The following is a 20,638-nucleotide window of genomic DNA, read 5'->3' on the forward strand; positions in this document are numbered from 1 at the left end:
TAAGCCGCCTCCGGGCGGCTTTTTCGTTCCTGCTTCTCTTTTCCCTGCCTATGAACTCCGAGGCTGACGCCGCTGTCAATCCCGTTCGCAAGAGCCTGCTGTGGCTCGTCGCCGTCGGCTTCTTCATGCAGACGCTCGACGCCACCATCATCAACACCGCACTGCCGGCGATGGCCGCGAGCCTCGGCGAGAGCCCGCTGCGCATGCAGTCGGTGGTGGTGGCGTACGCGCTCACCATGGCGATGCTGATCCCCGCTTCGGGCTGGATTGCCGACCGCTTCGGCACGCGACGCATCTTTTTCTCGGCGATCGTGCTGTTCGCCGCCGGATCGGTGCTGTGCGCGCTCTCGCACGGGCTGGGCCAGTTGGTGGCCGCCCGGGTGGTCCAGGGCCTGGGCGGCGCGTTGCTGCTGCCCGTGGGGCGCCTGGCGCTGCTGCGCACGGTGCCGCGTGGGGAATTCCTGCAGGCGATGAGCTTTGTCGCCATTCCGGGCCTCATAGGGCCCTTGCTGGGCCCTACGTTGGGCGGCTGGCTGGTGCAGTACGCCTCGTGGCACTGGATCTTCCTGATCAACGTGCCCGTGGGGCTGCTGGGCTGCATCGCCACGCTCAAGTACATGCCCGACCTGCGCGGCGTGGTGCAGAAGCGTTTCGACAGCGTGGGCTACGCGATGCTGGCCTTCGGCATGGTGGCGATTTCGCTCTCGCTCGACGGCGTGGGCCTGCGCCAGGGCGGCGTGATGGTCGTGCTGATCTTCGGCTTTGCGAGCATCGTCGCCTACTGGCTGCGCGCTTCGCGTACGCCCGAGCCTCTGTTTGCGCCCTCGCTGTTTCATGTGCCGACGCTCAGCATCGGCCTGATCGGCAACCTGTTCTCGCGGCTGGGCAGCAGCTGCATGCCCTTCCTGGTGCCGCTGCTGTTGCAGGTGTCCATGGGCTATTCGCCGGTGCGCGCCGGACTGATGATGCTGCCGATCGCGTTGGCCGGCATGGCCATGAAGCGCTTTGCCACGCCGCTGATCACGCGCCACGGCTACCGCAAGGTGCTGGTGGTCAACACTATCCTCGTGGGCTGCACCATGGCCAGCTTCGGGCTGACGGCGCCGGGCCAGCCAATGGTGCTGCATGTGCTGCAGCTGCTGGCTTTCGGCGCGGTCAACTCGCTGCAGTTCACCGCGATGAACACCATCACGCTGAAGGACCTGGACGGCAGCATGGCGAGCAGCGGCAACAGCCTGCTGTCGATGGTGCAGATGCTGGCTATGAGCCTGGGCGTGGCCGCCGCGGGCGCCGTGCTGGCGGGTTACAACGGCATCTTCGGCACCGAAACGCCCGCGCACACGCTGGATGCCTTTCAGGCCACCTTTGCAAGTATGGGGCTGATCACGGTGGCTTCAGCGATGATCTTCTGGCATCTTCCCTCGGAAGTGCGAGCGCCGCACCCCGCCCAGCCGGAGGTTTCCGGCCAGGGCTGAGGGCGAATCAGGCGGGGTAGATCGCGCCGAGCACCCGTGCCCCGCGCGCGCCAGTCACGCTGGCCAGATTGCCGGCCTCGCGCCGGACGGTCGCGCGAGCAAGCCATGCAAACGCCGCCGCCTCGACTTGTTGGGGCGGCAGGCCGTGATCGGTCGAGGCCGCCACATGGATGCCAGGCAGCAGGGCGCGCAGGCGGTCTAGCAGATGGTCGTTCAGCGCGCCGCCGCCGCAGACGATCAGCAGCTTGCTATCTTTTCCATAGCTCTTCACGTCTGCCGCACAGACCTGTGCGGTCAATTCGGCCAGCGTCGCCTGCACATCGGCAGGCGCCATCGTCGTGGTGCCGAGTTGCGTGGCGAGCCAGGTCGGGTTGAACAGGTCGCGTCCGGTGCTTTTCGGTGGCGTCTTGGCGAAGTACGGGTCGGCCAGCAGCTGCGAGAGCAGGGCGGGCAGCACCTGCCCGCTGGCAGCCCATTGGCCGCCACGGTCGAAGGGCTGGCCCTGGTTGGTCTGGCACCAGTGATCCATCAGCGCATTGCCGGGGCCGCAGTCAAAGCCGAGCACGCTGGCGCCGCCCGCCGTATTCGTGGCCGGCAGCAGGCTCAGGTTGGAAATGCCGCCGATGTTCAGCACTGCGACCGTCTCGTCGGCCCGTGCGAACAGCGCGCGGTGAAAGGCTGGTACCAGCGGCGCACCCTGGCCGCCGGCCGCGAGGTCGCGGCTGCGGAAGTCGCCGACCACGTCGATGCCGGTCAGCTCGGCCAGCAGCGAGGGGTTGTTGACTTGCAGGGTGTAGCCGACATCGTCGAACTCGAGCGGCCGGTGGCGCACCGTCTGGCCGTGCGCGCCGATGGCGGTGACGGCCTTGGCGTCGGTGCCGCTGTCCGCCAGCAACTGGGCGACGACACCGGCATACGCACGCGCCAGCCCGTTGCCGGCAAGTGCCGCGCGATGCAGTTCGTTGTCGCCGGGAGTGTTGAGCGCGAGCAGTTCGGCGCGCAAGGTCACAGGGAACTGTGCCGTGGCGTAGGCCTGCACCGCGATGCGACCACCGGAAAAGTCGGCGAGCACGCCATCGACGCCATCGAGTGAGGTGCCCGACATCAGGCCGATGAAAAGTTCGGCGGCCATCTTTGGATCAGGGCTGGAGAGGCCGGCCGCGCGACGGAATCAGTCGGCGCTGGCCTGGATGACCGAGAAAGCAGCCGCCAGCTCGGTGCGCGCACCCACGGCGACGCGTTCGAAGGCCGGACGCATGGCGGCGGTGATCGGCGCGCCGCCTTCCTGTGCGATGGAGGCCGGGTCTTGATAGACGCCGCCCACGCGGAATTCGAAGTGCAGGTGCGGGCCGGTGGCCCAGCCGGTGGAGCCCACCGCGCCGACCGTCTGGCCCTGGCTCACTGCCTGGCCGGCCTTGACGTCGATGCGGCTCAAATGTGCGTACGCCGTCTGCTGGTTGTTGCGGTGATTGATGATGACGATGTTGCCGTAGCCGTTCTGCGTGCCCGCGAAATCGACCGTGCCGTCGCCGACCGAGCGCACCGAGGTACCCGTAGGAGCCGCGTAGTCGATGCCGTTGTGCTGGCGCCAGCTGTTCAGGATCGGGTGCATGCGCATCGCGAAGCCGCTGGACACGCGCGAGAACTCGACCGGTGTTGCCAGGTAGGCCTTGCGCAGGCTGTCGCCGTTCGGGCGGTAGTAGCTGCCCTTCTGGCCCGCGCCCGGAGGCTGGAACCAGACGGCCTGGTGGATCTTTCCGTTGTTCTCGAACTCGGCCGACAGCACGCGGCCGCTGCGCAGCGCCTGTCCGTCGGCTTCGAAGGTTTCGTACACCACGGCGAAGCGGTCGCCCTTGCGCAGGGCGCGCACGTCGACGTCGCCCGCGAAGATGTCGGCCAGCTGGCTTGCCACCGCGTCGGGAATGCGCGAGTCGTCGGTGGCGGCGAACAGCGAGGTGCGGATGGTGCCGCTCGCCAGGCGCGTGCCCGGCGTGAGCATGTCGCGCTCGGTCACGCCGGCAAAGCCGGTGGGCGTGCGTTCGATGACGAAGCGCTTGAAGCCGCCGTCGCCGTCGGGAATCCAGCGGGCGCTGAGCTTCTTGAGCTGGTTTTCCTGCGTGGCCTCGGCCGTCACGGTGCGGCCGGCGCGCGAGAACAGCGCGTTGCGGGCTTCCACGCTGCCGCGCACGAAGGCGGTGGCGGCCGGGTCGGAAATGCCCAGGCGCTTCATCAGTGCCTCGGCCGTGTCGCTCGAACGGGTGACGTCGGTGCGGAACAGGGTGAAGCTGAAGTTTTCGAGCGATTCGCTCTGGTCGGCGAACGACATTGGCGCCGTCGCTTCGAGAATCTGGTGGACCGGGAGGTCGGATGCGTCAGGACCGAGCGATGCCACCGCGAGGGTGCCGGCGCTCAGCAGCGCGGCAGCAATGACCGCGGTGATCTGCTTGGGGTACGTCCGGAATGTATAGGCCACGCGAGAAGCAAGTAGCTCCTCGGCGGCAAGAATGCCGTTGATCAAACTGTGAATTCCAGCTCAGGTTCTGCAAATCCGTGCTGCAAGGCCCAGTACGTTCAGGGCGGCAGCAGACGGTGCGGAAAAAAGCGCCGCTTAGAATTCGGCGCTTGAAAAGTCGGGCTGAGTATAGCTTCGGCACCCCCAAAGTCAGCTAAAAAAGCCCGTAAAGGCCGAATCTGTTACATCCATGAGCCTCTCAAATAGTGTAGGACGCGCGCTAGAAATATCCCTCCGCGGCGCTGACGAGCTGCTGCCGCAGGACGAGTGGGTGCGCAAGCTCCAGCGCTCCGAAGCCACCGGGACTCCCCTGCGCATCAAATTCGGCCTGGACCCGACGGCACCGGATATTCATCTGGGTCACACGGTGGTTTTCAACAAGATGCGCCAGTTGCAAGACCTGGGCCACACGGTGATCCCGCTGATCGGCGACTTCACCACCACCATCGGCGACCCGTCCGGGCGCAACAGCACCCGGCCGCCGCTGACCCGCGAGCAGATCGAGGCCAATGCGGCGACTTACTTCGACCAGCTGCGCCTGGTGCTGAACGTCGATATTGCCGAAGTCCGCTACAACTCCGAGTGGAGCGACCCCCTGGGCGCGCGCGGCATGATCCAGCTCGCCGCCAAGTACACGGTGGCCCGGATGATGGAGCGCGACGACTTCAACAAGCGCTTCAAGGGCGGCCAGTCGATCTCGGTGCACGAATTCCTCTACCCGCTGATGCAGGGCTACGACTCGGTCGCGCTCAAGAGCGACCTCGAACTGGGCGGCACCGACCAGAAATTCAACCTGCTCGTCGGTCGTCATCTCCAGCAGGAATATGGCCAAGAACCGCAGTGCATACTCACTATGCCATTGCTGGAAGGGCTCGACGGCGTCGAAAAGATGTCGAAGAGCAAGAACAATTACATCGGTATCAGCGAAGACGCCAACACCATGTTCGCCAAGGTGCTGTCGATTTCCGACGACCTGATGTGGCGCTGGTACACGCTGCTGAGCTTCCAGTCGCTGGAGCAGATCGCGGCGCTGAAGGCCGAGATCGAGGGCGGCCGCAATCCGAAGGACGCCAAGGTCGCGCTGGCCAAGGAAATCACCACGCGCTTCCACAGTGCGGCGGCGGCGGACGCGGCCGAGCAGGATTTCATCAACCGCAGCAAGGGTGGCGTGCCGGACGAGATTCCGGAGGTGTCGCTGTCGGGTGCTCCGCTGGGCATCGCCCAACTGCTCAAGCAGGCGAACCTGGCGCCTTCGACCTCGGAAGGCAATCGCCTGATCGACGGTGGCGGCGTGCGTATCGACTCAGCCGTGGTCAGCGACAAGGCGCTGAAGCTGCCCGCAGGCAGCTACGTGGTGCAGGTCGGCAAGCGCAAGTTCGCCCGCGTGACCCTGAGCTGAGGGGCTTTCAGCGAACCTCGATGGTGACGCGCCGGTTCCGCGGCTCGTCCACCTCGTCGGCGGTCGGGACGGCCAGGTCGCGCTCGCCGCGGCCCACGGCCTCGATGCGGTTGGCCGGGAACTGGCGCTCCACGAAGAGCTGGACCACTTCCTGCGCCCGACGACGCGACAACTGGTCATTCTGCTCGCCGCTGCCCTTGGTGTCGGTGTGGCCCGTGACCACGATGTCGCCGCCGCTGCGCGCCAACGCCGCAGCCAGCGCCTCGGTCATGATCTGCTGCGAAGCCGGCGTCAACGTGGTGCCGCCGAGCTCGAAATACACCGTGTAGCGCTGCGGCGGAGGCGGGCGCATGTCGAACAGCGGCTTGTTCTCTGCCTGCACCTTGGCCGGATCGGCCTGGTCGACCACCGGAGCGCCCTTTGCGCCCACTGCGGCCGTGGCGCGCTGGTAGGGCGTGGAGAGCACTTCTTCTCCGTCCTTGGCGCGCACCACCACTGCCGATGGCTTGCCGTCCGCCTGCGGCAGCAGCACCACCCGCGTGCCGGGCGTCGAGCATGCGGCCAGCAGCAGGGCGGCCAGCGCGGCCGGAAGAAGGAATGCGAGGCGGGACTGTTGGGGCTTGGGAGTCTTCATCATGGCTGGCCGTCGGCTTGCACGATGAAGTCGGTGCCGCGAATGCCGATGGTGGCCGTTTGCGTCTCGACCCGCACTGCGTCGGGATTGGTCTTGCCGATCAGGCCGGTGATCATGCGCATGGAGCCTCGCAGCAGCGAGACCAGCATGCCGCCTTCGTGCGTCGTGCCGTCGAAGTGGAATTCCTTCAGGTCGAGCCGCGACGAGGGGCCGACCACCAGTGTCGTGTCGTCGCGGAGCACCACGGAGGCCGAGGAGTCGGGGCCGGTCACGATGCGGTCCACGGCGCCCAGCGCGTCGCCGGGGCTGGCCGCGCGGGTGGCGCCGGCGCCGTTGAGCAGTTGCACGTTGCCGCGCACGAACTTCACGAAGCCCGCCTGGGGATCCGCCTTGGCGGCGGGGGCGGCTGTAGCAGGCGCCGGTGCGGACGCGGCTGCGGCAGGTGGCGCCGCCACGGGAGCGGCCGACGGCGTCTGGGCTTGTGCCAGCGCGGCCGAGGCCACAATGGCGAGGCCGCCCAAGGCGATCACGAGGTTTTTCATCATCTGGGCTCTCTGCGAAGGACAGTTTCGCGTTGGTCGCAAATTATTAATGCGAAGGCGTTACATGTAGACACGGAGCCGATAATTCAGGCAGTTCTTGCGGCCTTTTACCGCTTTTTGCGTTGCCTTCTGCCCAATTCCCATGGTTTTTGCATGACGTTGACCCCCAAGACGCTGCTGCGCGTGTCAGTTGCCGTGGCCTTGATCACGATTGTGCTCAAGGGCCTGGCTGGCTACATGACGAATTCGATGGGCCTGATCTCGGACGCGATGGAGTCCTTCGTGAACCTGGCGAGCGCCATGTTCGCGCTGGCCATGGTGACCATCGCCGAGCGGCCCGCCGACGACGACCATCCCTACGGCCACCACAAGGCCGAGTACTTTTCCTCCGGCTTCGAAGGCATCCTGATCGTGGGCGCGGCCATTGCGATCCTCTGGGTGTCCATCCAGCGCCTGCTGTCGCCGCAGCCGCTGGAGCAGCTGGGCTGGGGCCTGGCGCTGTCAGTGCTCAGCTCGGGCTTCAACGCGGGGCTGGCTTTCATGCTCTTCCGCGCGGCACGCACGCACCGTTCGATCGCGCTGGAGGCCGACGGCCGCCACCTGATGACCGACGTCTGGACCTCCGCCGCCGTTGTGGTCGGCATCGTCGGCGTGCAGCTCAGCGGCTGGCTCTGGCTCGACCCGTTGCTGGCCATCGGCGTAGCGCTCAACATCGTGCGCGAGGGCGTCAAGCTGGTGTGGCGCTCGTCGCAGGGCCTGATGGACGAAGCCCTCGACCCCGAAACCCTCGCCACCGTGCGCGCCACCCTCGACGCCTTCGCCGCCCGCATGCCCGAAGGCACGCGGCTGCGCTTCGACGACATGGTGACCCGCAGCGCCGGCCAGCGCCGCTTTGCCGACCTGCACATGCACGTGCCCGGCGACTGGACCCTGCAGCATGCCGCCAACATGCGCGACCAGCTGGAGCAGGCCCTGATGGACGCCGTGCCCGGCCTGCGCGTGACGATCCAGCTCCTGCCCCTGACCATGGAAGCCCGCGCCACCCAGGCTGGCGAACATCACGCCTTATGAAAGCTGTTCTCCAACGCGTGGCAAATGCACGCGTCGACATTGCCGGCCGCACCGTCGGCGCCATCGACACGGGCCTGCTCGTGCTGCTGTGCGCAGAGCGCGGCGACGTCGACGCGCTCGCCGACCGCATGCTCGCCAAGATCCTCAAGCTGCGCATCTTCTCGGACGAGGCCGGCAAGATGAACCGCAGCGTGCAGGACATCGGCGGCGGCCTGCTGGTGGTGAGCCAGTTCACGCTGGCGGCCGACGCGAGCGGCGGCAACCGCCCCAGCTTCACCCAGGCCGCGCCGCCCGACGAAGGCCGCCGGCTCTACGAATACTTCGTGGCGCAGGCGCGGGCCACGCACCCGGTGGTGGCCACCGGCGAGTTCGGTGCCGACATGCAGGTGCACCTGCTGAACGACGGGCCCGTCACCATCCCGCTGCAGATGACGGCGTAGCGGCGGCCGTTATTTATTTGCCGTACGGGCTGCGAATGCCCAGTCCCGCGAGGATCTCGATTTCGTAGGCCTCCATCTCGTCAGCGTCGGCCTCGCTGGTCTCGTGGTCCCAGCCCTGCGCATGCAGCGTGCCGTGCACCAGCAGGTGTGCGTAGTGGTCGGCCAGCGTCTTGCGGTTTTCCTTTGCCTCGCGCGCCACCACCGGAGCGCACAGCACCAGGTCGGCCATCACCAGCGGGCTTTGCGCGTAGTCGAAGGTCAGCACGTTGGTTGCGTAGTCCTTACCGCGAAACTCGCGGTTCAGGCGCTGGCCCTCGTCGGCGTCGACGATGCGCACCGTGATCTCGCCGTCGATGTCGAGCGCATGGCGGATCCAGCGCGTCACGCTGTGGCGCGGTAGCGCGGCGCGATGGCGCTCCACGCCCTTGAAGCGGCCGAACTGCAGCGAGAGCGAAAGTGCGGGAAGTGCGGATGCGGCCATCTCAGTGGGCTCCCGCGCGCTTGCGCTGGCCGTCGTAGGCATCGACGATCTTCGCCACAAGCGGGTGGCGCACCACGTCCACGCTCGTGAAGTGCGTCATGGCGATGCCGTTCACTCGCTTGAGCACGCGTTCGGCGTCAATCAGCCCGCTCAACTGCTGCTTGGGCAGATCGATCTGGCTGACGTCGCCCGTCACCACCGCGCGCGCGCCGAAGCCGATGCGTGTGAGGAACATCTTCATCTGCTCGGGCGTGGTGTTCTGCGCCTCGTCGAGGATCACGAAGGCGTTGTTCAGCGTGCGCCCACGCATGAAGGCCAGCGGCGCGATCTCGAGCGCATTTCGCTCGAAGGCCTTCTGCACCTTCTCGTAGCCCATCAGGTCGTAGAGCGCGTCGTACAGCGGGCGCAGGTACGGGTCGACCTTCTGCGTCAGATCACCCGGCAGAAAGCCCAGCCGCTCGCCTGCTTCCACCGCGGGCCGCGTCAGCACGATGCGCTGCACCGCGGCGCGCTCCAGCGCATCGACCGCGCAGGCCACTGCGAGATACGTCTTGCCGGTGCCGGCCGGCCCGATGCCGAAGGTGATGTCGTGCTTGGCGATGTTGTCGAGGTACAGCGCCTGCGTGGGTGTGCGCGCGCGCAGGTCGGTGCGGCGGGTGACCAGCATCGCGATGTCGTCGTCGCCCTCGAGCATTCCGCCGTCGCCGGCCAGCGTGAGCTGCACCACCGCCGCGTCGATGGGCCGCTGGGCAATTTCGTACAGCGCCTGCAGCACGTCCATTGCGCGCTGCGCGGAGGCCTTGGGGCCGTCGACCTTGAACTGTTCGTGACGGTGCGCGATCTTCACGCCCAACGCCTCTTCGATGCGGCGCAGGTGGGCGTCCAGAGGTCCGCACAGGTGGCCGAGGCGCGAATTGTTCAGTGGGGTAAAGGTGTGTCGCAGAATCACGCCGGACATTTCAAGGAAAAAGGGCACCCATGATAGGCAAACTGACCGGCACGCTGGCCGAACGCAACCCACCGCAGGTAGTTGTGGACTGCAACGGAGTCGGCTATGAGGTCGACGTGCCGATGAGCACGTTCTACAACCTGCCGAACCTCGGCGCGAAGGTCTCGCTGCTCACGCACTTCGTCGTGCGCGAGGACGCGCAGATTCTCTACGGCTTCGGCACTGCGGAGGAAAGGGCAGCCTTTCGCCAGCTCATCAAGATCACCGGCGTGGGGCCGCGCACCGCGCTGGGCCTGCTCTCGGGCATGAGCGTGGGCGAGCTTTCGCAGGCGATCACAACGCAGGAACTCGGCCGGCTCGTGAAGATTCCGGGCATCGGCAAGAAGACCGCCGAGCGGCTGCTGCTGGAGCTCAAGGGCAAGCTCGGCGCTGATATCGGCCTGCCGGCGCATGCGGCGTCCGATGCGCAGGCGGACATTCTCCAGGCGCTGATCGCGCTGGGCTACAGCGACAAGGAGGCCGCGCTTGCGCTCAAGGCGCTGCCGAAGGATGCGACGGTGAGCGAGGGGATCAAGATGGCGCTGAAGTCGTTGGCTAAGTGAGCTTGGTTCGGGGCGCGATCACGCCGATGGCGTGATCGTTCAGCGCAGCGCTTAAACCTCCGGCACAACGGCAGCGCACATGTGCGAATGGCACCGGGTGCTCCCCGCAGCGAAATAAAGGAGGAGGCCGCAGGCCGGGGGACATTCGCGGAGGGGAGTACCCGGTGTCATTCGCACGCACCCCGGAACGAAACTCTCGCCGCTCAGGGGTAGATTTTTTCGCCCTTGGCCAGCATCTCCACGAACTTCTCGATGCGCCGCGCCCGGGTCTCGGGCTTCTTCGCCCCCTGAGTACGAAACATCACCGCAAAGCGGTTGCGCGCATCCAGCGTGGCGAAGAACTTCGCAGCTTTCTTGTTCGCGTCCAGCGCGGCCTGAAGATCGGGCGGCACTGTCGCCACGCTCGCGGCTTCGTAGGCCGCGTCCCAGCGCCCGTCGGCCTTCGCGCGCTCGATCTCGGCCAGTCCGGCCGGCTGCATGCGGCCTTCGTCGATGAGCTTCAGCACCTTGGTGCGGTTGATCTGCGACCAGATGCTGCGCTTGGTGCGCGGCGTGAAGCGTTGCAGGAAATACTGCGCGTCATCGCTCTTGCGCTGGCCGTCGATCCAGCCGTAGCACAGCGCTTCCTCGAGTGCGGCGGGGTGGTCGATGGAGGCGATGCCGCTGTCCTTCTTCGCGATGCGAAGCCATACGCCGGCGGCGGTCGCGTGGTGGCGCTTGAGCCAGCGTGTCCACGACGCGGCATTGGTGCATTCGATCGGCGTGTCGTGCGGAATGCGCTCTGCCGTCTTCGTGGTCATGGCACCCACCAGTAGCGCAGCGCGTGAAAGTAGATGGGCGCTGCAAAGATCACCGAGTCGAGCCGATCGAGCATGCCGCCATGGCCTTCGATCATCGAACCCCAGTCCTTCACGCCGCGGTCGCGCTTGATGGCCGACATCACCAATCCGCCGAAGAAACCCATCAGGCAGATCGTGAGCGCCATCAGCGCCGCCTGCCACGGGTTGAACGGCGTGGCCCAGTACAGTGCCGCGCCCAGCGCGGTGGCGCTCGCCACGCCGCCGATCAGGCCTTCCCAGGTCTTGGAGGGAGACAGCTCGGGTGCCACCTTGCGCTTGCCGAAGAGCTTGCCCCACACGTACTGCAGCACGTCGCTGCCCTGCACCACGATCACGAGGAAGGCGATCAGCAGCAGGTTGCGGCCTTCGAAGCCGGGAATCTGCAGCGTGAGCAGCGCCGGCACGTGGCTGATGCAGAACACGCACACCATCAGCCCCCACTGGATCTTCGAGGTGCGCTCAAGGAAGCGGCGCGTGTCGCCGCCGACCGCCGCCAGGATGGGCAGCAGCAGGAAGGCATAGACCGGGATGTAGATCGCGTAGAGCCCGTACCAGTCGATCCAGATCAGGAAATACTGCCCCGGCAGCGCGAGGTAGAAAGCCAGCGCGATCGGCGCGTGGTCGCCGCGCCGCGTGTAGGCCAGGCTGATGAACTCGCGCAGCGCATAGAACGAGATCAGATAGAACAGCACGATCACGCCGCCCTTGCCGAAGGCAAAGGCAATGCCGATCACCGCCACCATCACCCACCACGCATTGACGCGCGAGTTGAGGTTGTCGATTACCGAATGAGGCTGGCCGTGCGCCACGCGCCACTTGAGCAGCGCGCCGATGGCCGAGGCCAGTATCAGCACGCCGGCCACGCCGCCGAAGAGCTTGAGCGTGGTCCACGCGAAGGGAGAGAGTTCGATCACGAGGCGCTCCCTCCGTTGCTTTGTTCGTTCTGTTGTTCGATGCGGTCGTATTCGGGGCGCAGGTCGAGCATCGCCGTGCGCGCGCGAGCGATGAAGGTGTTCTTGTCTTCCCCCTCAGCCAGCTTGATCGGCGCGCCGTAGCGCACCGTGCACGCGAGCGGAATAGGCACCAGCGTGCCCTTGGGCAGCACGCGTTTCAGGTTCTCGATCCACACGGGCACCAGCCGCACGTTGGGGCAGGCGCGGGCCAGGTGGAAGAGCCCGCTTTTCAGCGGCAGCAGGATCTCGTCGCCCGTGTTGCGCGTGCCCTCGGGGAACATGATGAGCGAGTCGCCTGCGTCCAGCGCTTCCTTCATCTGCTCGACCGGGTTCTCGCCCTGGCCCGATCCGTCGCGGCGGATCATCAGCGCATTGAACACGTCGGCGCCGATGAACTGGCGCGTCTTCGAGGCCATCCAGTAGTCCTGCCCGGCCACCGGCCGCGTGAGCGCGCGCAGATCGGGCGGCAGCGTGGCCCACAGCAGCACGAAGTCGCCGTGGCTCGTGTGGTTGGCGAAGTACAGCGTCTGCTCGGCCTTCGGCGTGGTGCCCGACCAGATGGCGCGCACCCCGGTCAGCAGCCCGGCCGCGCCGATGATCAGCTTGCCCGCCACGATGGCGAGCCCGCGCCGCAGCACGGTGCTTTCGGGCTTGTCGTTGTTCTTGTTGTTTTCTTCGGTCAAGAGAGGTCCTGTGTCATCAAGGCAAGGAGGAACAAGGCGCTCTGGCAGGCCACGACGATGGCATGGCGCTGCATGAGCTGTCGGGTGCCCTGCACGCGGTCGTCGAGCGGGCGCGTGGTGTTGTGTTGCGACGGCGGTGGCTCGCGCAGTCCGAGCGTGGAGAGCGCTTTGTCGAGCGCTTCGAGCGAAGCGACGGTGTTGCGCGCGAGGCCGTCGAACAGCGCTTCGTCGAAGCGCAGCCGGAACGCGAAGTAGCGCTCCAGCGCGCCGAGGATCACGACGGCGCCGAAGCCCATGGTGGCCGTGGTCGAGAGCGAGCGCAGCGTCAGCGCGAGCACCAGCGCCGAGATGCAGGTGAGCGCGAAGCCCCAGAGGCCCAGCAGCGCGATGGCGCGAAGCAGGCCCGCCAGTGCGGCGCAGGTGGTTCGGTCGTTGTCATCGGTCATGGGGCGGTACCTCCGGCAAAGGTTTGAACGGCTCCAGTGACACCCGCCAGGCACCCCGCAGCACGATCTGCGGCCGTGCGCGGCGCACCGTGTCTTCGGCCTGGGCGACGCCGCCGGCCGGGCCGTAGCGGCCCAGCCAGGCGATCACCGCCGCAGCGCTGCGCGAGAAGCCGAGCGCGCAGCAGACCCACACTGTGGCACCGTCTGCGTTCCGGCGCTGGCCTTCGATGACGGCTGCCGCGCGCTGCAGGCGCACGGTTGGCGGCACCGTCAGGTCGAGCAGCGGTACGCAGCGCGCATGCGGGACGCCCGCGGGCATCTGCAGCTCGGCGCACAGGCTCACCAGCCGGGGCTGCCCGGCGGCCAGCCATTCGGCGTGCGTCGGCCGTCGGCCCAGCCGCAGGCCCGGCACCACTTCGACCGAAGCCGGCAGCTTGCGCGTCCAGAGCCAGGCGTTGATGGCGGCGGCGAGCCGGTAGGGTGCCAGCATCCAGCGCGCGGCCCAACCCATGCGACCGTGGCCGTCCATCTGGAAGCCGCGTGCGCCGAAGCCGATGTAGTTCAACGCCACCAGCGCCAGCGACGCGGCCGGCCATGCGAGCCACAGCGCGACGCCACCGCCGTACAGCGCGGCCGCCAGGAACAGCGCCGCGCCCACTGCGTAGAAACCCGCGAGCTTCCAGCGCTGCGAGTCGCGCGTGATGCGCCACGCACGCGGCATCGACACCACGCGCTCCAGCGGCCACAGCCACACGCAGAACAGGCCGAGCAGGGCACCGGTCGGAATGTCGATGAAGTGGTGCTGCCACGTCGTGAGCACCGACGCGCAGATGGCGAAGGCCCACACATGCAGCACCAGCCGCGCCCAGAGGGGCCGGATGAACTGCCGATACCAATCCCACAGGATCACGGCCAGCGCGATGTGCAGCGAAGGCGCCTGGTTGAACGGCTGGTCGAACCCGCGCAGCGCGTTGAACAGAAAGGCCGGCGCCCCATCGACCGGCGGCTGCCCGAAGCTGAAGTGCAGCGGCCAGAGGATGAAGCAGCTGCAGGCGACGAGCGTGGCCGTGACCAGCCGCAGCGCGTGCCGGTCGAGCGTGTGCCCGCTGCGCGCCAGGAACAGCGACAGCGCATAGAAGACGTTGATCGTCCAGTAAGGAAAGATCGTCCACGGCCAGAACGGCACCTGCCGCTCCCACTCGAAAGCCATCGACGGCACGTTCGCCCGCGTGGTCGCCCACCAGTTGGCGAAACCATAGGTCGCATAGAACAGCGGCCCCAGAAACACCAGCCATGCGGCGGCGCGCTTCCAGGGCCGTTGCGCCAGCCAGGCGGTCATTGCGTGACGCGCACTGCCAGCGACACCGTGAAGATGCCCCACTCGTCGACCCGCTGGTCGATCTTGCGGAAGCCCGCTTCTTCCACCAGCTGGTCCATCTCGTACTGGGTGCGACGGCGCATCACCCAGGCCTCACCCTGGCGGTGGCTGGTGAGGGCGCGCGCGATCATCTCGAGCTGCGGGTGCCACGGCTGACCGGTGTAGACGAGGTAGCCGCGGTCTTCCACCGCGTCGCCCACGCCCGCGAGCGAGCGGCGCACCATCTCGTTGTCGGGGAACAGCTCGTACAGGCCCGACACCACGGCCAGCGTGGGCCGCGGCAATACGCTCGCGAGGCTCATGCGGTCGAAGGCGTCGGCCTGCACGAACTGCGCGACGTCCTCCAGGCCCTTCTCGGCGATGAGCGCCCGGCCATCGCGCACGTTGATGTCGCTGTAGTCGCGCAGCAGGATGGAGCTGGCCTTGACAGGGCTGGCCAGCACCGCGTCGAGCACGTAGCGGCCGTGACCGGCGGCGATGTCCATCACGCGCACCTCGCGGTGCATGTCGGCCAGGCGCTCCATTGCAATGCGTAGCAACTCCTCGACGTGGATCTTGCGTTGGCGGATGCCGCGCCAGCCGATGGAGTCCAGGTACGTCTTGTCGATGGAGCGGCCGATGGCCGAGCTGCCCTGCGGATGGTTGCGATACACGTAGTCGAGCGTGCTGCCCGAGTCGAAGCCGGTGGCGTGGCCGAGCTTGATGCCCTCGGACATCGTGCCGCCCAGCTTCAGGCTCGCGCGGGTCATGGCCCAGTAGGCACCGCGCGGCGACAGGGGCGACAGCGGCTCGGCCAGTGCACGCGACTCGTCGGCCGTGTCGCCGCTCAGGTGCGCCTCGCGGCGGTCCACCGGCACGGCCGGCTCGTCGAAGCGCTGCAGGATGAATTCGCGGATCTGCGCCACGGCCGGCGCCCGGTCTTTCTCGCCCAGCGTGTCGTGGAAGAAGCCTGGCAGCTCGGTCTTGGTCTTCACCGCGCTGCCCAGCCGCTCGAAGAACTGGTGCTGCGGCTTGTGGTGCACCACCCAGTCGGCGCCCGAGATGAGCAGCTGCACCGGCAGCGTGATCGCATTCGCGTCGGCCACCACGCGGTCAGCGGCTTCGTACAGGCCCAGCAGGATGTTGACCGCAATGGGCCGAGAGATCAGCGGATCGCTCTCGTAGCTGGCGATGCGTTCGGGGTCGTGCGTGAGGAACTTCGCCTTCACGTAGCTGTTGACGAAGAACAGGCCGCGCAGCTTGTGCATCAGCCCGAGCCCGGCGCGCGCGAACGGCACGTAGAGCTTGACCTTGAAGGCCGGCGAGGCGAGCGTGAGCCCGCGCACCTTGGGCGCGTAGTCGTGCGCCCATGTGGCGATCAGCACCGCGCCCACGCTCTGCGCGACCACGTGGATGTCCTGCTCGGGCACGCCGTGTGCCGTGCCGATGTGCTGCACGAAGGTCTGCACGTCGCGCACCGAGGTGCCGAAGCTCGGGCTGTAGCCGCGCTGCCCGGGTGAGCGGCCGTGGCCGCGGGCGTCCCAGGCGAAGAAGTCGAAGTCGGGCAGGTTCAGCTCGTCGACCAGGTGCGCCATGCGCGCGCCGTGTTCATGGCCGCGATGGAACAGCACGATGGCGCCGCGCCGCGTGGCGCCCGTGGCCGGCCAGTGGCGGTAGAAAAGCGATTCGCCGTCGTGCGTCTGGAAATGAAGCTCGTTCGGAGCGCGTGGGGTGGTGTCGTTCATTGAATCCCTGTGAAATCTTGTAGGAGCTTGTTCAGTGGCGGCCTGCGGCGTCGGCCTCGGCCAGCGCGCGGCGGATGCGGTTGACGGTGGTCCAGGCCACCAGCACAGCAAGCAGCGGCATCAGCCAGGCCGTCCAGCCCGGCAGCGGCAAGCCCAGCGCCACGTAGAGGCCGAGTGCGCCGAACACGAAGGCCCGGTCGCTCTTGCCCAGCGGACCGTCGTAGCGGCGCGAGGCGCCCACCGTGGGGCCCAGCGCGCCGGCGAATTCGCTCAGCCCGGCCAGCACGATCACCGTGCCGACCCAGAAGCCGCTGAAAGGCAGCACCAGCGCAAAGGGCAGGTACAGCGCCGCGTCGGAGACCACGTCGGTCAGTTCGTTGAGGAAAGCGCCCAGCTTGCTCTGCTGGTTGTGCTCGCGCGCCAGCATGCCGTCGATGGCGTTGAAGGCCATGCGAAGGAACATCCAAAGTGGAATGAGCCCGAAGGCTGCCAGCGAGGGCGCCGCGAAGAAGAGCCAGAGCCCGAGCGCGACCGAAACGACGCATGCCGCCATCGTGACCTGGTTGGCGGTGACGCCCATCGCATGCAGGCGGACCACCAGCGGCCGCAGCAGGGCCTGGAAACGCGGCTTCAGTTCGTAGATCGACACGTGCTGGCTTCCCCTCGTTTGTTATGTGCCGAAGCATTCTGCCAGTCTGGCCCAAGGACTAAACTTGCCGACGCAGACCCTTACCCAATGACCATCCAGACAGACGACTTCGCGCCCGCCCCCCAACGCGTGGTGTCCGCAGCCCCCGCATCGCCCAACGAAGAGGCGATCGAGCGGGCCCTGCGCCCCAAGCTGCTCGACGAGTACGTCGGCCAGGCCAAGGTGCGCGAGCAGCTCGAAATCTTCATCGGCGCCGCGCGCAAGCGCAAAGAGGCGCTCGACCACGTGCTGCTGTTCGGCCCCCCGGGCCTGGGCAAGACCACGCTGTCTCACATCATCGCGGCCGAACTGGGCGTCAACCTGCGCCAGACCTCCGGCCCCGTGCTCGAAAAGCCCAAGGACCTGGCGGCGCTGCTGACCAACCTGGAGCCCAACGACGTGCTCTTCATCGACGAGATCCACCGCCTGAGCCCGGTCGTCGAGGAAATCCTGTACCCCGCGCTGGAGGACTACCAGATCGACATCATGATCGGCGAGGGCCCCGCGGCGCGCAGCATCAAGCTAGACCTGCAGCCCTTCACCCTGGTGGGCGCCACCACCCGCGCCGGCATGCTGACCAACCCGCTGCGCGACCGCTTCGGCATCGTCGCGCGGCTGGAGTTCTACACGCCCGAAGAGCTGGCGCTGATCGTGACCCGCAGCGCCCGCCTGCTCAAGGTGGAGACCGACGAAACCGGCGGCTTCGAGATCGCCCGCCGTTCGCGCGGCACGCCCCGCATTGCCAACCGCCTGCTGCGCCGCGTGCGCGACTACGCCGAGGTCAAGGGCAATGGCCGCATCACCGAAGAAATCGCGCACAAGGCGCTGGCCATGCTCGACGTCGACCCGCAGGGCTTCGACCTGATGGACCGCAAGCTGCTCGAAGCCGTCATCCACCGTTTCGACGGCGGCCCGGTGGGCCTCGACAACGTGGCGGCCAGCATCGGCGAGGAGCGCGACACCATCGAGGACGTGATCGAGCCCTATCTCATCCAGCAGGGCTACCTGCAGCGCACGCCGCGCGGGCGCATCGCCACGCTGGCGGCGTACCGGCACCTGGGCGTGACGCCGCCTTCGAGCCGTTCCGACGGACAAGACCTCTTCGGAGCCTGAAGACACATGCACACCCATGACCTGAGTGCCTGGCAGCACGACCATCATTTCGGCGCCGACACCGCCTCCGCCGAGCGCAGCACGCGCCTCGTGATGTGGATCACCGCCGCGATGATGGTCGTCGAGATCGGCGCCGGCTGGTGGTTCAACTCGATGGCGCTGCTGGCCGACGGCTGGCACATGAGCTCGCATGCGCTGGCCATCGGCCTGAGCGCCTTTGCCTATGCGGCCGCACGGCGCTACGCACGCGACCCGCGCTTTGCCTTCGGCACCTGGAAGATCGAAGTGCTCGGCGGTTTTGCCAGCGCGCTGGTGCTGCTGGGCATCGCGGCGCTGATGGTGGTGGGCTCGCTTGAGCGGCTGTGGTCACCTTCGGCCATTCACTACCCCGAAGCCATCTCGGTCGCGGTGCTGGGGCTGGTGGTCAACCTGGTCTGCGCGCGGTTGCTGGGCGGGGCGCATCACCATCATCACGGGCATGACGATCACCACGCGCATGGCGACCATGGCCACGACCTGAACCTGCGTTCCGCCTACATGCACGTCGTGGCCGATGCCGCCACCTCGGTGCTGGCCATCGCGGCGCTGCTGGGCGGTTGGTTCTACGGCTGGGCCTGGCTCGATCCGGCGATGGGCATCGTCGGCGCGGTGCTGGTGGCGGTCTGGGCCAAGGGGCTGCTGAAGGAAACCGGCAAGGTGCTGCTCGACCGCGAGATGGACCACCCGGTGACGCAAGAGATCCGCGAAGGCGTCGAGACGACGCTGGCCGATTCGGAAACTTGCGTGGCCGATCTGCACGTGTGGCGCGTGGGGCGCGATGCGTACGCCTGTGCGCTCACGGTGGTGACGCATTCGATGACGCTGACGGCCGACCAGGTGCGGGCGTGCTTCTCGATGCACGAGGAAATTCGCCACTCCACGGTGGAAATCCAGCGCTGCGTCGACTAGCTCCCGCTTCTTTCTGCGGGCCGCGTGTGCCGCACGATCAGAATCTGCGCCGCGTAGTAGGTAGCCAGCACCCACAGCGACGCCAGCGGCAGCGGTGACACGAAACGGTTCGTTGCCAGCAGCGAGTCGCTCAGCATGAAGAAGCAGGCGCCCACCGCAACCCACAGCGCGGCAGGGTCTGCGCTTCGTAGCACGGCGGCCCGCCCGATGGCCTGTGCCGCCATGCAGGCGATCACGATCACATAGACGCCGACCGGCACCCGCAGGGCGACGGGCAGCCCACCTTGCCAGAGAAACGCGTACATCCCCGCGCCGATCAGCAGCGTCGCCGCGAGCACGCCGCGGCGCGGAAACAGGCCGACCCCGATGCGGAACAGCGCGATGTAGGCCAGGTGCGCCAGCAGGAAGCACACGAGCCCGGGTACGAAAAGCTTGGCCGGCCCCATCAGCAGCACGTCGCCGGCCAGCGATGCCACCAGCCCCGTCAGCAGCAGCCCGTCGAAGGTCGTTACGGCACCGGCCGCCATCGCCCGCCGCCCGGCGAAGAAGATCGCGATCGACAAAGCCAACGGCTTGAAGACGAGGTGCAGCCAGCCGATGCCCAGCGCCGCGCTCGCCGTGGCCAGGGCCGCTGCCTCGATCAGCAGCACCTCGGTCATCGACAACCGCCCCTGCAGCACACCGCCGATGGCCCACAGGCTCGCCGTCAGCGCGGCCAGCCAGACGGCGGCCTGCGGCAGCGGCATGGTGTCGGAGAACCACAGGAAGAATATGGCCCCCGCCAGCATCAGCATGAACTGCACGCCCGCGAACCACTGCACGGCCCGGCTCACCACCGGTTCGTAGCGCGTCACCGTTGAAATGTCGAAGGCGGGCTTTGGAAATCGCGCTGCCACGTCGGCCGGCCGCCAGCCCGGCGGCTTGAACCACACGCGCAGCTTGTCGGCCCAGCTGCGCGCATGCCATGAATCCTTCGCCAGCGCCCAGTACACCTCGGCGTTGGCCCACAGCGGGTCCCAGCTGCGCAGCTCGCCGCGCGTGCCGTAGACGCAGCGTTCGTCTTCCTCGCGGAAGCTGCCGAACATCCGGTCCCACACGATCAGGATGCCGCCGTAGTTGCGGTCGAGGTACTTGTCGTTCACCGCGTGGTGCACGCGGTGGTTCGAGGGCGAGCAGAACCAGCGGTCGAACCAGCCCAGCTTGCCCACCTGCTCGGTGTGCACCCAGAACTGATAGAGCAGGTCGACCAGAGCCACCACGCCGAACACCAGCGGTGGCACGCCCGCCACCGCCATCGGCAGATAGAACACCCAGCTCAGCAGTGCGCCGCTCGATGTCTGCCGCAACGCGGTCGACAGGTTGTAGTGCTGGCTCTGGTGATGCACCACGTGCGCCGCCCACAGGATGGCCGACTCGTGGCCCATGCGGTGCAGCCAGTAGTAGCAGAAGTCGTAGAACACCAGCGCCAGCAGCCAGCCGTACCACGTCGTCCAGAAGTCGCGCGCTGCCTCTTGCGGAAACAGCGCCACAGCCGAATACACGGCCGTGTAGATGCCGATGCGCAGCAGCCCCGTGAGCACCGCGCTGATCTGGCTCAGCATGCCCAGGCCGATGCTGTTCACCGCGTCGGCAAGGCGATAGGTGTCTTGCCCCGTGCCGCGTCGCGCGCGTACGCGGCCGACTGCGAATTCGATCGCGATCAGCAGGAAGAAAACGGGAGTTGCGAGAACGATGATCTGGCCGGGGCGCATCGCGCGATTG

The 20,638-nt window shown here is 67.3% G+C and carries 21 protein-coding genes; 7 read left to right on the plus strand and 14 right to left on the minus strand.

The genetic code is table 11. The features are described from left to right. Positions 1–50 precede the first annotated feature (50 nt). On the plus strand, positions 51–1,475 hold the full coding sequence (gene mdtD, locus BLW48_RS21185) for a multidrug transporter subunit MdtD (protein ID WP_093177326.1): 1,425 nt from the start codon (positions 51–53) through the stop codon (positions 1,473–1,475). 7 nt (positions 1,476–1,482) lie between these two features. On the opposite strand, the gene BLW48_RS21190 is transcribed toward mdtD, so the two are convergent. Then, positions 1,483–2,607: an anhydro-N-acetylmuramic acid kinase gene (locus BLW48_RS21190; protein ID WP_093177328.1), complete on the minus strand. Its 1,125-nt coding sequence runs from the start codon at positions 2,605–2,607 to the stop codon at positions 1,483–1,485. Positions 2,608–2,646: 39 nt separating this feature from the next. Next, on the minus strand, positions 2,647–3,993 hold the full coding sequence (locus BLW48_RS21195; RefSeq protein ID WP_093177329.1) for a M23 family metallopeptidase: 1,347 nt from the start codon (positions 3,991–3,993) through the stop codon (positions 2,647–2,649). Between the two features lie 184 nt (positions 3,994–4,177). Between BLW48_RS21195 and tyrS the strand changes: the two genes are divergently transcribed. Then, positions 4,178–5,386 carry a tyrosine--tRNA ligase gene (gene tyrS, locus BLW48_RS21200; RefSeq protein ID WP_093056694.1) on the plus strand — a complete coding sequence of 403 codons (1,209 nt, stop codon included), beginning with the start codon at positions 4,178–4,180 and terminating at the stop codon, positions 5,384–5,386. A gap of 7 nt (positions 5,387–5,393) precedes the next feature. Here tyrS and BLW48_RS21205 read toward each other — a convergent pair whose 3' ends face one another. Next, positions 5,394–6,023, minus strand: coding sequence for an OmpA family protein (locus tag BLW48_RS21205; RefSeq protein ID WP_256216853.1), 630 nt, complete (start codon positions 6,021–6,023; stop codon positions 5,394–5,396). Next, a complete protein-coding gene (locus BLW48_RS21210; protein WP_093078414.1) occupies positions 6,020–6,565 on the minus strand; it encodes a FecR family protein in 546 nt (181 codons plus the stop codon). The genes BLW48_RS21205 and BLW48_RS21210 overlap by 4 nt, the downstream gene beginning before the upstream one ends. 150 nt (positions 6,566–6,715) lie before the next feature. On the opposite strand from BLW48_RS21210, the gene BLW48_RS21215 reads away from it, so the two are divergent. Beyond that, positions 6,716–7,633 (plus strand): cation diffusion facilitator family transporter, encoded by a 918-nt coding sequence (locus tag BLW48_RS21215; RefSeq protein ID WP_093177331.1) that lies wholly within the window; start codon positions 6,716–6,718, stop codon positions 7,631–7,633. Further along, the gene (gene dtd, locus BLW48_RS21220) at positions 7,630–8,073 is read left to right on the plus strand and encodes a D-aminoacyl-tRNA deacylase (RefSeq protein ID WP_093177332.1); all 444 of its coding nucleotides are present in this window, start codon (positions 7,630–7,632) and stop codon (positions 8,071–8,073) included. Before BLW48_RS21215 ends, dtd begins: the two co-directional genes overlap by 4 nt. A 13-nt stretch (positions 8,074–8,086) precedes the next feature. On the opposite strand, the gene ybeY is transcribed toward dtd, so the two are convergent. Next, positions 8,087–8,554, minus strand: a complete 468-nt coding sequence (gene ybeY / locus BLW48_RS21225) for an rRNA maturation RNase YbeY (protein WP_093056690.1) — start codon at positions 8,552–8,554, stop codon at positions 8,087–8,089. A gap of 1 nt (position 8,555) precedes the next feature. Then, on the minus strand, positions 8,556–9,512 hold the full coding sequence (locus BLW48_RS21230; protein WP_177142377.1) for a PhoH family protein: 957 nt from the start codon (positions 9,510–9,512) through the stop codon (positions 8,556–8,558). Between the two features lie 20 nt (positions 9,513–9,532). Between BLW48_RS21230 and ruvA the strand changes: the two genes are divergently transcribed. Continuing rightward, positions 9,533–10,105, plus strand: a complete 573-nt coding sequence (gene ruvA / locus BLW48_RS21235; RefSeq protein ID WP_093056689.1) for a Holliday junction branch migration protein RuvA — start codon at positions 9,533–9,535, stop codon at positions 10,103–10,105. Positions 10,106–10,308: 203 nt separating this feature from the next. Here ruvA and BLW48_RS21240 read toward each other — a convergent pair whose 3' ends face one another. The 7 genes from BLW48_RS21240 to BLW48_RS21270 are packed head-to-tail and all read right to left on the minus strand — an operon-like array spanning position 10,309 to position 16,777. Further along, positions 10,309–10,905 carry a YdeI/OmpD-associated family protein gene (locus tag BLW48_RS21240; protein WP_093177334.1) on the minus strand — a complete coding sequence of 199 codons (597 nt, stop codon included), beginning with the start codon at positions 10,903–10,905 and terminating at the stop codon, positions 10,309–10,311. Continuing rightward, complete coding sequence (locus BLW48_RS21245) at positions 10,902–11,858, minus strand: phosphatidate cytidylyltransferase (RefSeq protein ID WP_093056687.1); 957 nt, start codon at positions 11,856–11,858, stop codon at positions 10,902–10,904. Before BLW48_RS21245 ends, BLW48_RS21240 begins: the two co-directional genes overlap by 4 nt. Then, a complete protein-coding gene (locus BLW48_RS21250) occupies positions 11,855–12,580 on the minus strand; it encodes a lysophospholipid acyltransferase family protein (RefSeq protein WP_371127381.1) in 726 nt (241 codons plus the stop codon). The genes BLW48_RS21245 and BLW48_RS21250 overlap by 4 nt, the downstream gene beginning before the upstream one ends. Further along, on the minus strand, positions 12,577–13,026 hold the full coding sequence (locus tag BLW48_RS21255) for a hypothetical protein (protein ID WP_093056686.1): 450 nt from the start codon (positions 13,024–13,026) through the stop codon (positions 12,577–12,579). The genes BLW48_RS21250 and BLW48_RS21255 overlap by 4 nt, the downstream gene beginning before the upstream one ends. Further along, entirely contained in the window at positions 13,016–14,365 is a 1,350-nt protein-coding gene (locus BLW48_RS21260; protein ID WP_093177335.1) for a phosphatase PAP2/dual specificity phosphatase family protein, read from the minus strand. The genes BLW48_RS21255 and BLW48_RS21260 overlap by 11 nt, the downstream gene beginning before the upstream one ends. After that, positions 14,362–16,128, minus strand: coding sequence for a bifunctional alpha/beta hydrolase/class I SAM-dependent methyltransferase (locus BLW48_RS21265; protein WP_093056684.1), 1,767 nt, complete (start codon positions 16,126–16,128; stop codon positions 14,362–14,364). Before BLW48_RS21265 ends, BLW48_RS21260 begins: the two co-directional genes overlap by 4 nt. Before the next feature lie 31 nt (positions 16,129–16,159). Continuing rightward, positions 16,160–16,777: a CDP-alcohol phosphatidyltransferase family protein gene (locus tag BLW48_RS21270; protein ID WP_093056683.1), complete on the minus strand. Its 618-nt coding sequence runs from the start codon at positions 16,775–16,777 to the stop codon at positions 16,160–16,162. A gap of 87 nt (positions 16,778–16,864) precedes the next feature. Between BLW48_RS21270 and ruvB the strand changes: the two genes are divergently transcribed. Then, the gene (ruvB, locus tag BLW48_RS21275) at positions 16,865–17,929 is read left to right on the plus strand and encodes a Holliday junction branch migration DNA helicase RuvB (RefSeq protein WP_093056682.1); all 1,065 of its coding nucleotides are present in this window, start codon (positions 16,865–16,867) and stop codon (positions 17,927–17,929) included. Between the two features lie 6 nt (positions 17,930–17,935). Further along, positions 17,936–18,877, plus strand: a complete 942-nt coding sequence (dmeF, locus tag BLW48_RS21280) for a CDF family Co(II)/Ni(II) efflux transporter DmeF (protein ID WP_093177337.1) — start codon at positions 17,936–17,938, stop codon at positions 18,875–18,877. On the opposite strand, the gene BLW48_RS21285 is transcribed toward dmeF, so the two are convergent. Beyond that, complete coding sequence (locus tag BLW48_RS21285) at positions 18,874–20,628, minus strand: lysoplasmalogenase family protein (protein WP_093177338.1); 1,755 nt, start codon at positions 20,626–20,628, stop codon at positions 18,874–18,876. The genes dmeF and BLW48_RS21285 overlap by 4 nt on opposite strands. Between the last annotated feature and the right edge of the window lie 10 nt (positions 20,629–20,638).

Source organism: Variovorax sp. YR266 (genome assembly GCF_900107295.1).
In the GTDB taxonomy this organism is placed as follows: Bacteria; Pseudomonadota; Gammaproteobacteria; order Burkholderiales; family Burkholderiaceae_C; genus Variovorax.

Coding starts and splice junctions, on each gene's coding strand:
- mdtD (WP_093177326.1), top strand. CDS start 51: ATGAACTCCGAGGCTGACGCCGCTGTCAATCCCGTTCGCAAGAGCCTG.
- BLW48_RS21190 (WP_093177328.1), bottom strand. CDS start 2,607: ATGGCCGCCGAACTTTTCATCGGCCTGATGTCGGGCACCTCACTCGAT.
- tyrS (WP_093056694.1), top strand. CDS start 4,178: ATGAGCCTCTCAAATAGTGTAGGACGCGCGCTAGAAATATCCCTCCGC.
- BLW48_RS21205 (WP_256216853.1), bottom strand. CDS start 6,023: ATGATGAAGACTCCCAAGCCCCAACAGTCCCGCCTCGCATTCCTTCTT.
- BLW48_RS21210 (WP_093078414.1), bottom strand. CDS start 6,565: ATGATGAAAAACCTCGTGATCGCCTTGGGCGGCCTCGCCATTGTGGCC.
- BLW48_RS21215 (WP_093177331.1), top strand. CDS start 6,716: ATGACGTTGACCCCCAAGACGCTGCTGCGCGTGTCAGTTGCCGTGGCC.
- dtd (WP_093177332.1), top strand. CDS start 7,630: ATGAAAGCTGTTCTCCAACGCGTGGCAAATGCACGCGTCGACATTGCC.
- ybeY (WP_093056690.1), bottom strand. CDS start 8,554: ATGGCCGCATCCGCACTTCCCGCACTTTCGCTCTCGCTGCAGTTCGGC.
- BLW48_RS21230 (WP_177142377.1), bottom strand. CDS start 9,512: ATGTCCGGCGTGATTCTGCGACACACCTTTACCCCACTGAACAATTCG.
- ruvA (WP_093056689.1), top strand. CDS start 9,533: ATGATAGGCAAACTGACCGGCACGCTGGCCGAACGCAACCCACCGCAG.
- BLW48_RS21240 (WP_093177334.1), bottom strand. CDS start 10,905: ATGACCACGAAGACGGCAGAGCGCATTCCGCACGACACGCCGATCGAA.
- BLW48_RS21255 (WP_093056686.1), bottom strand. CDS start 13,026: ATGACCGATGACAACGACCGAACCACCTGCGCCGCACTGGCGGGCCTG.
- BLW48_RS21260 (WP_093177335.1), bottom strand. CDS start 14,365: ATGACCGCCTGGCTGGCGCAACGGCCCTGGAAGCGCGCCGCCGCATGG.
- BLW48_RS21265 (WP_093056684.1), bottom strand. CDS start 16,128: ATGAACGACACCACCCCACGCGCTCCGAACGAGCTTCATTTCCAGACG.
- ruvB (WP_093056682.1), top strand. CDS start 16,865: ATGACCATCCAGACAGACGACTTCGCGCCCGCCCCCCAACGCGTGGTG.
- dmeF (WP_093177337.1), top strand. CDS start 17,936: ATGCACACCCATGACCTGAGTGCCTGGCAGCACGACCATCATTTCGGC.
- BLW48_RS21285 (WP_093177338.1), bottom strand. CDS start 20,628: ATGCGCCCCGGCCAGATCATCGTTCTCGCAACTCCCGTTTTCTTCCTG.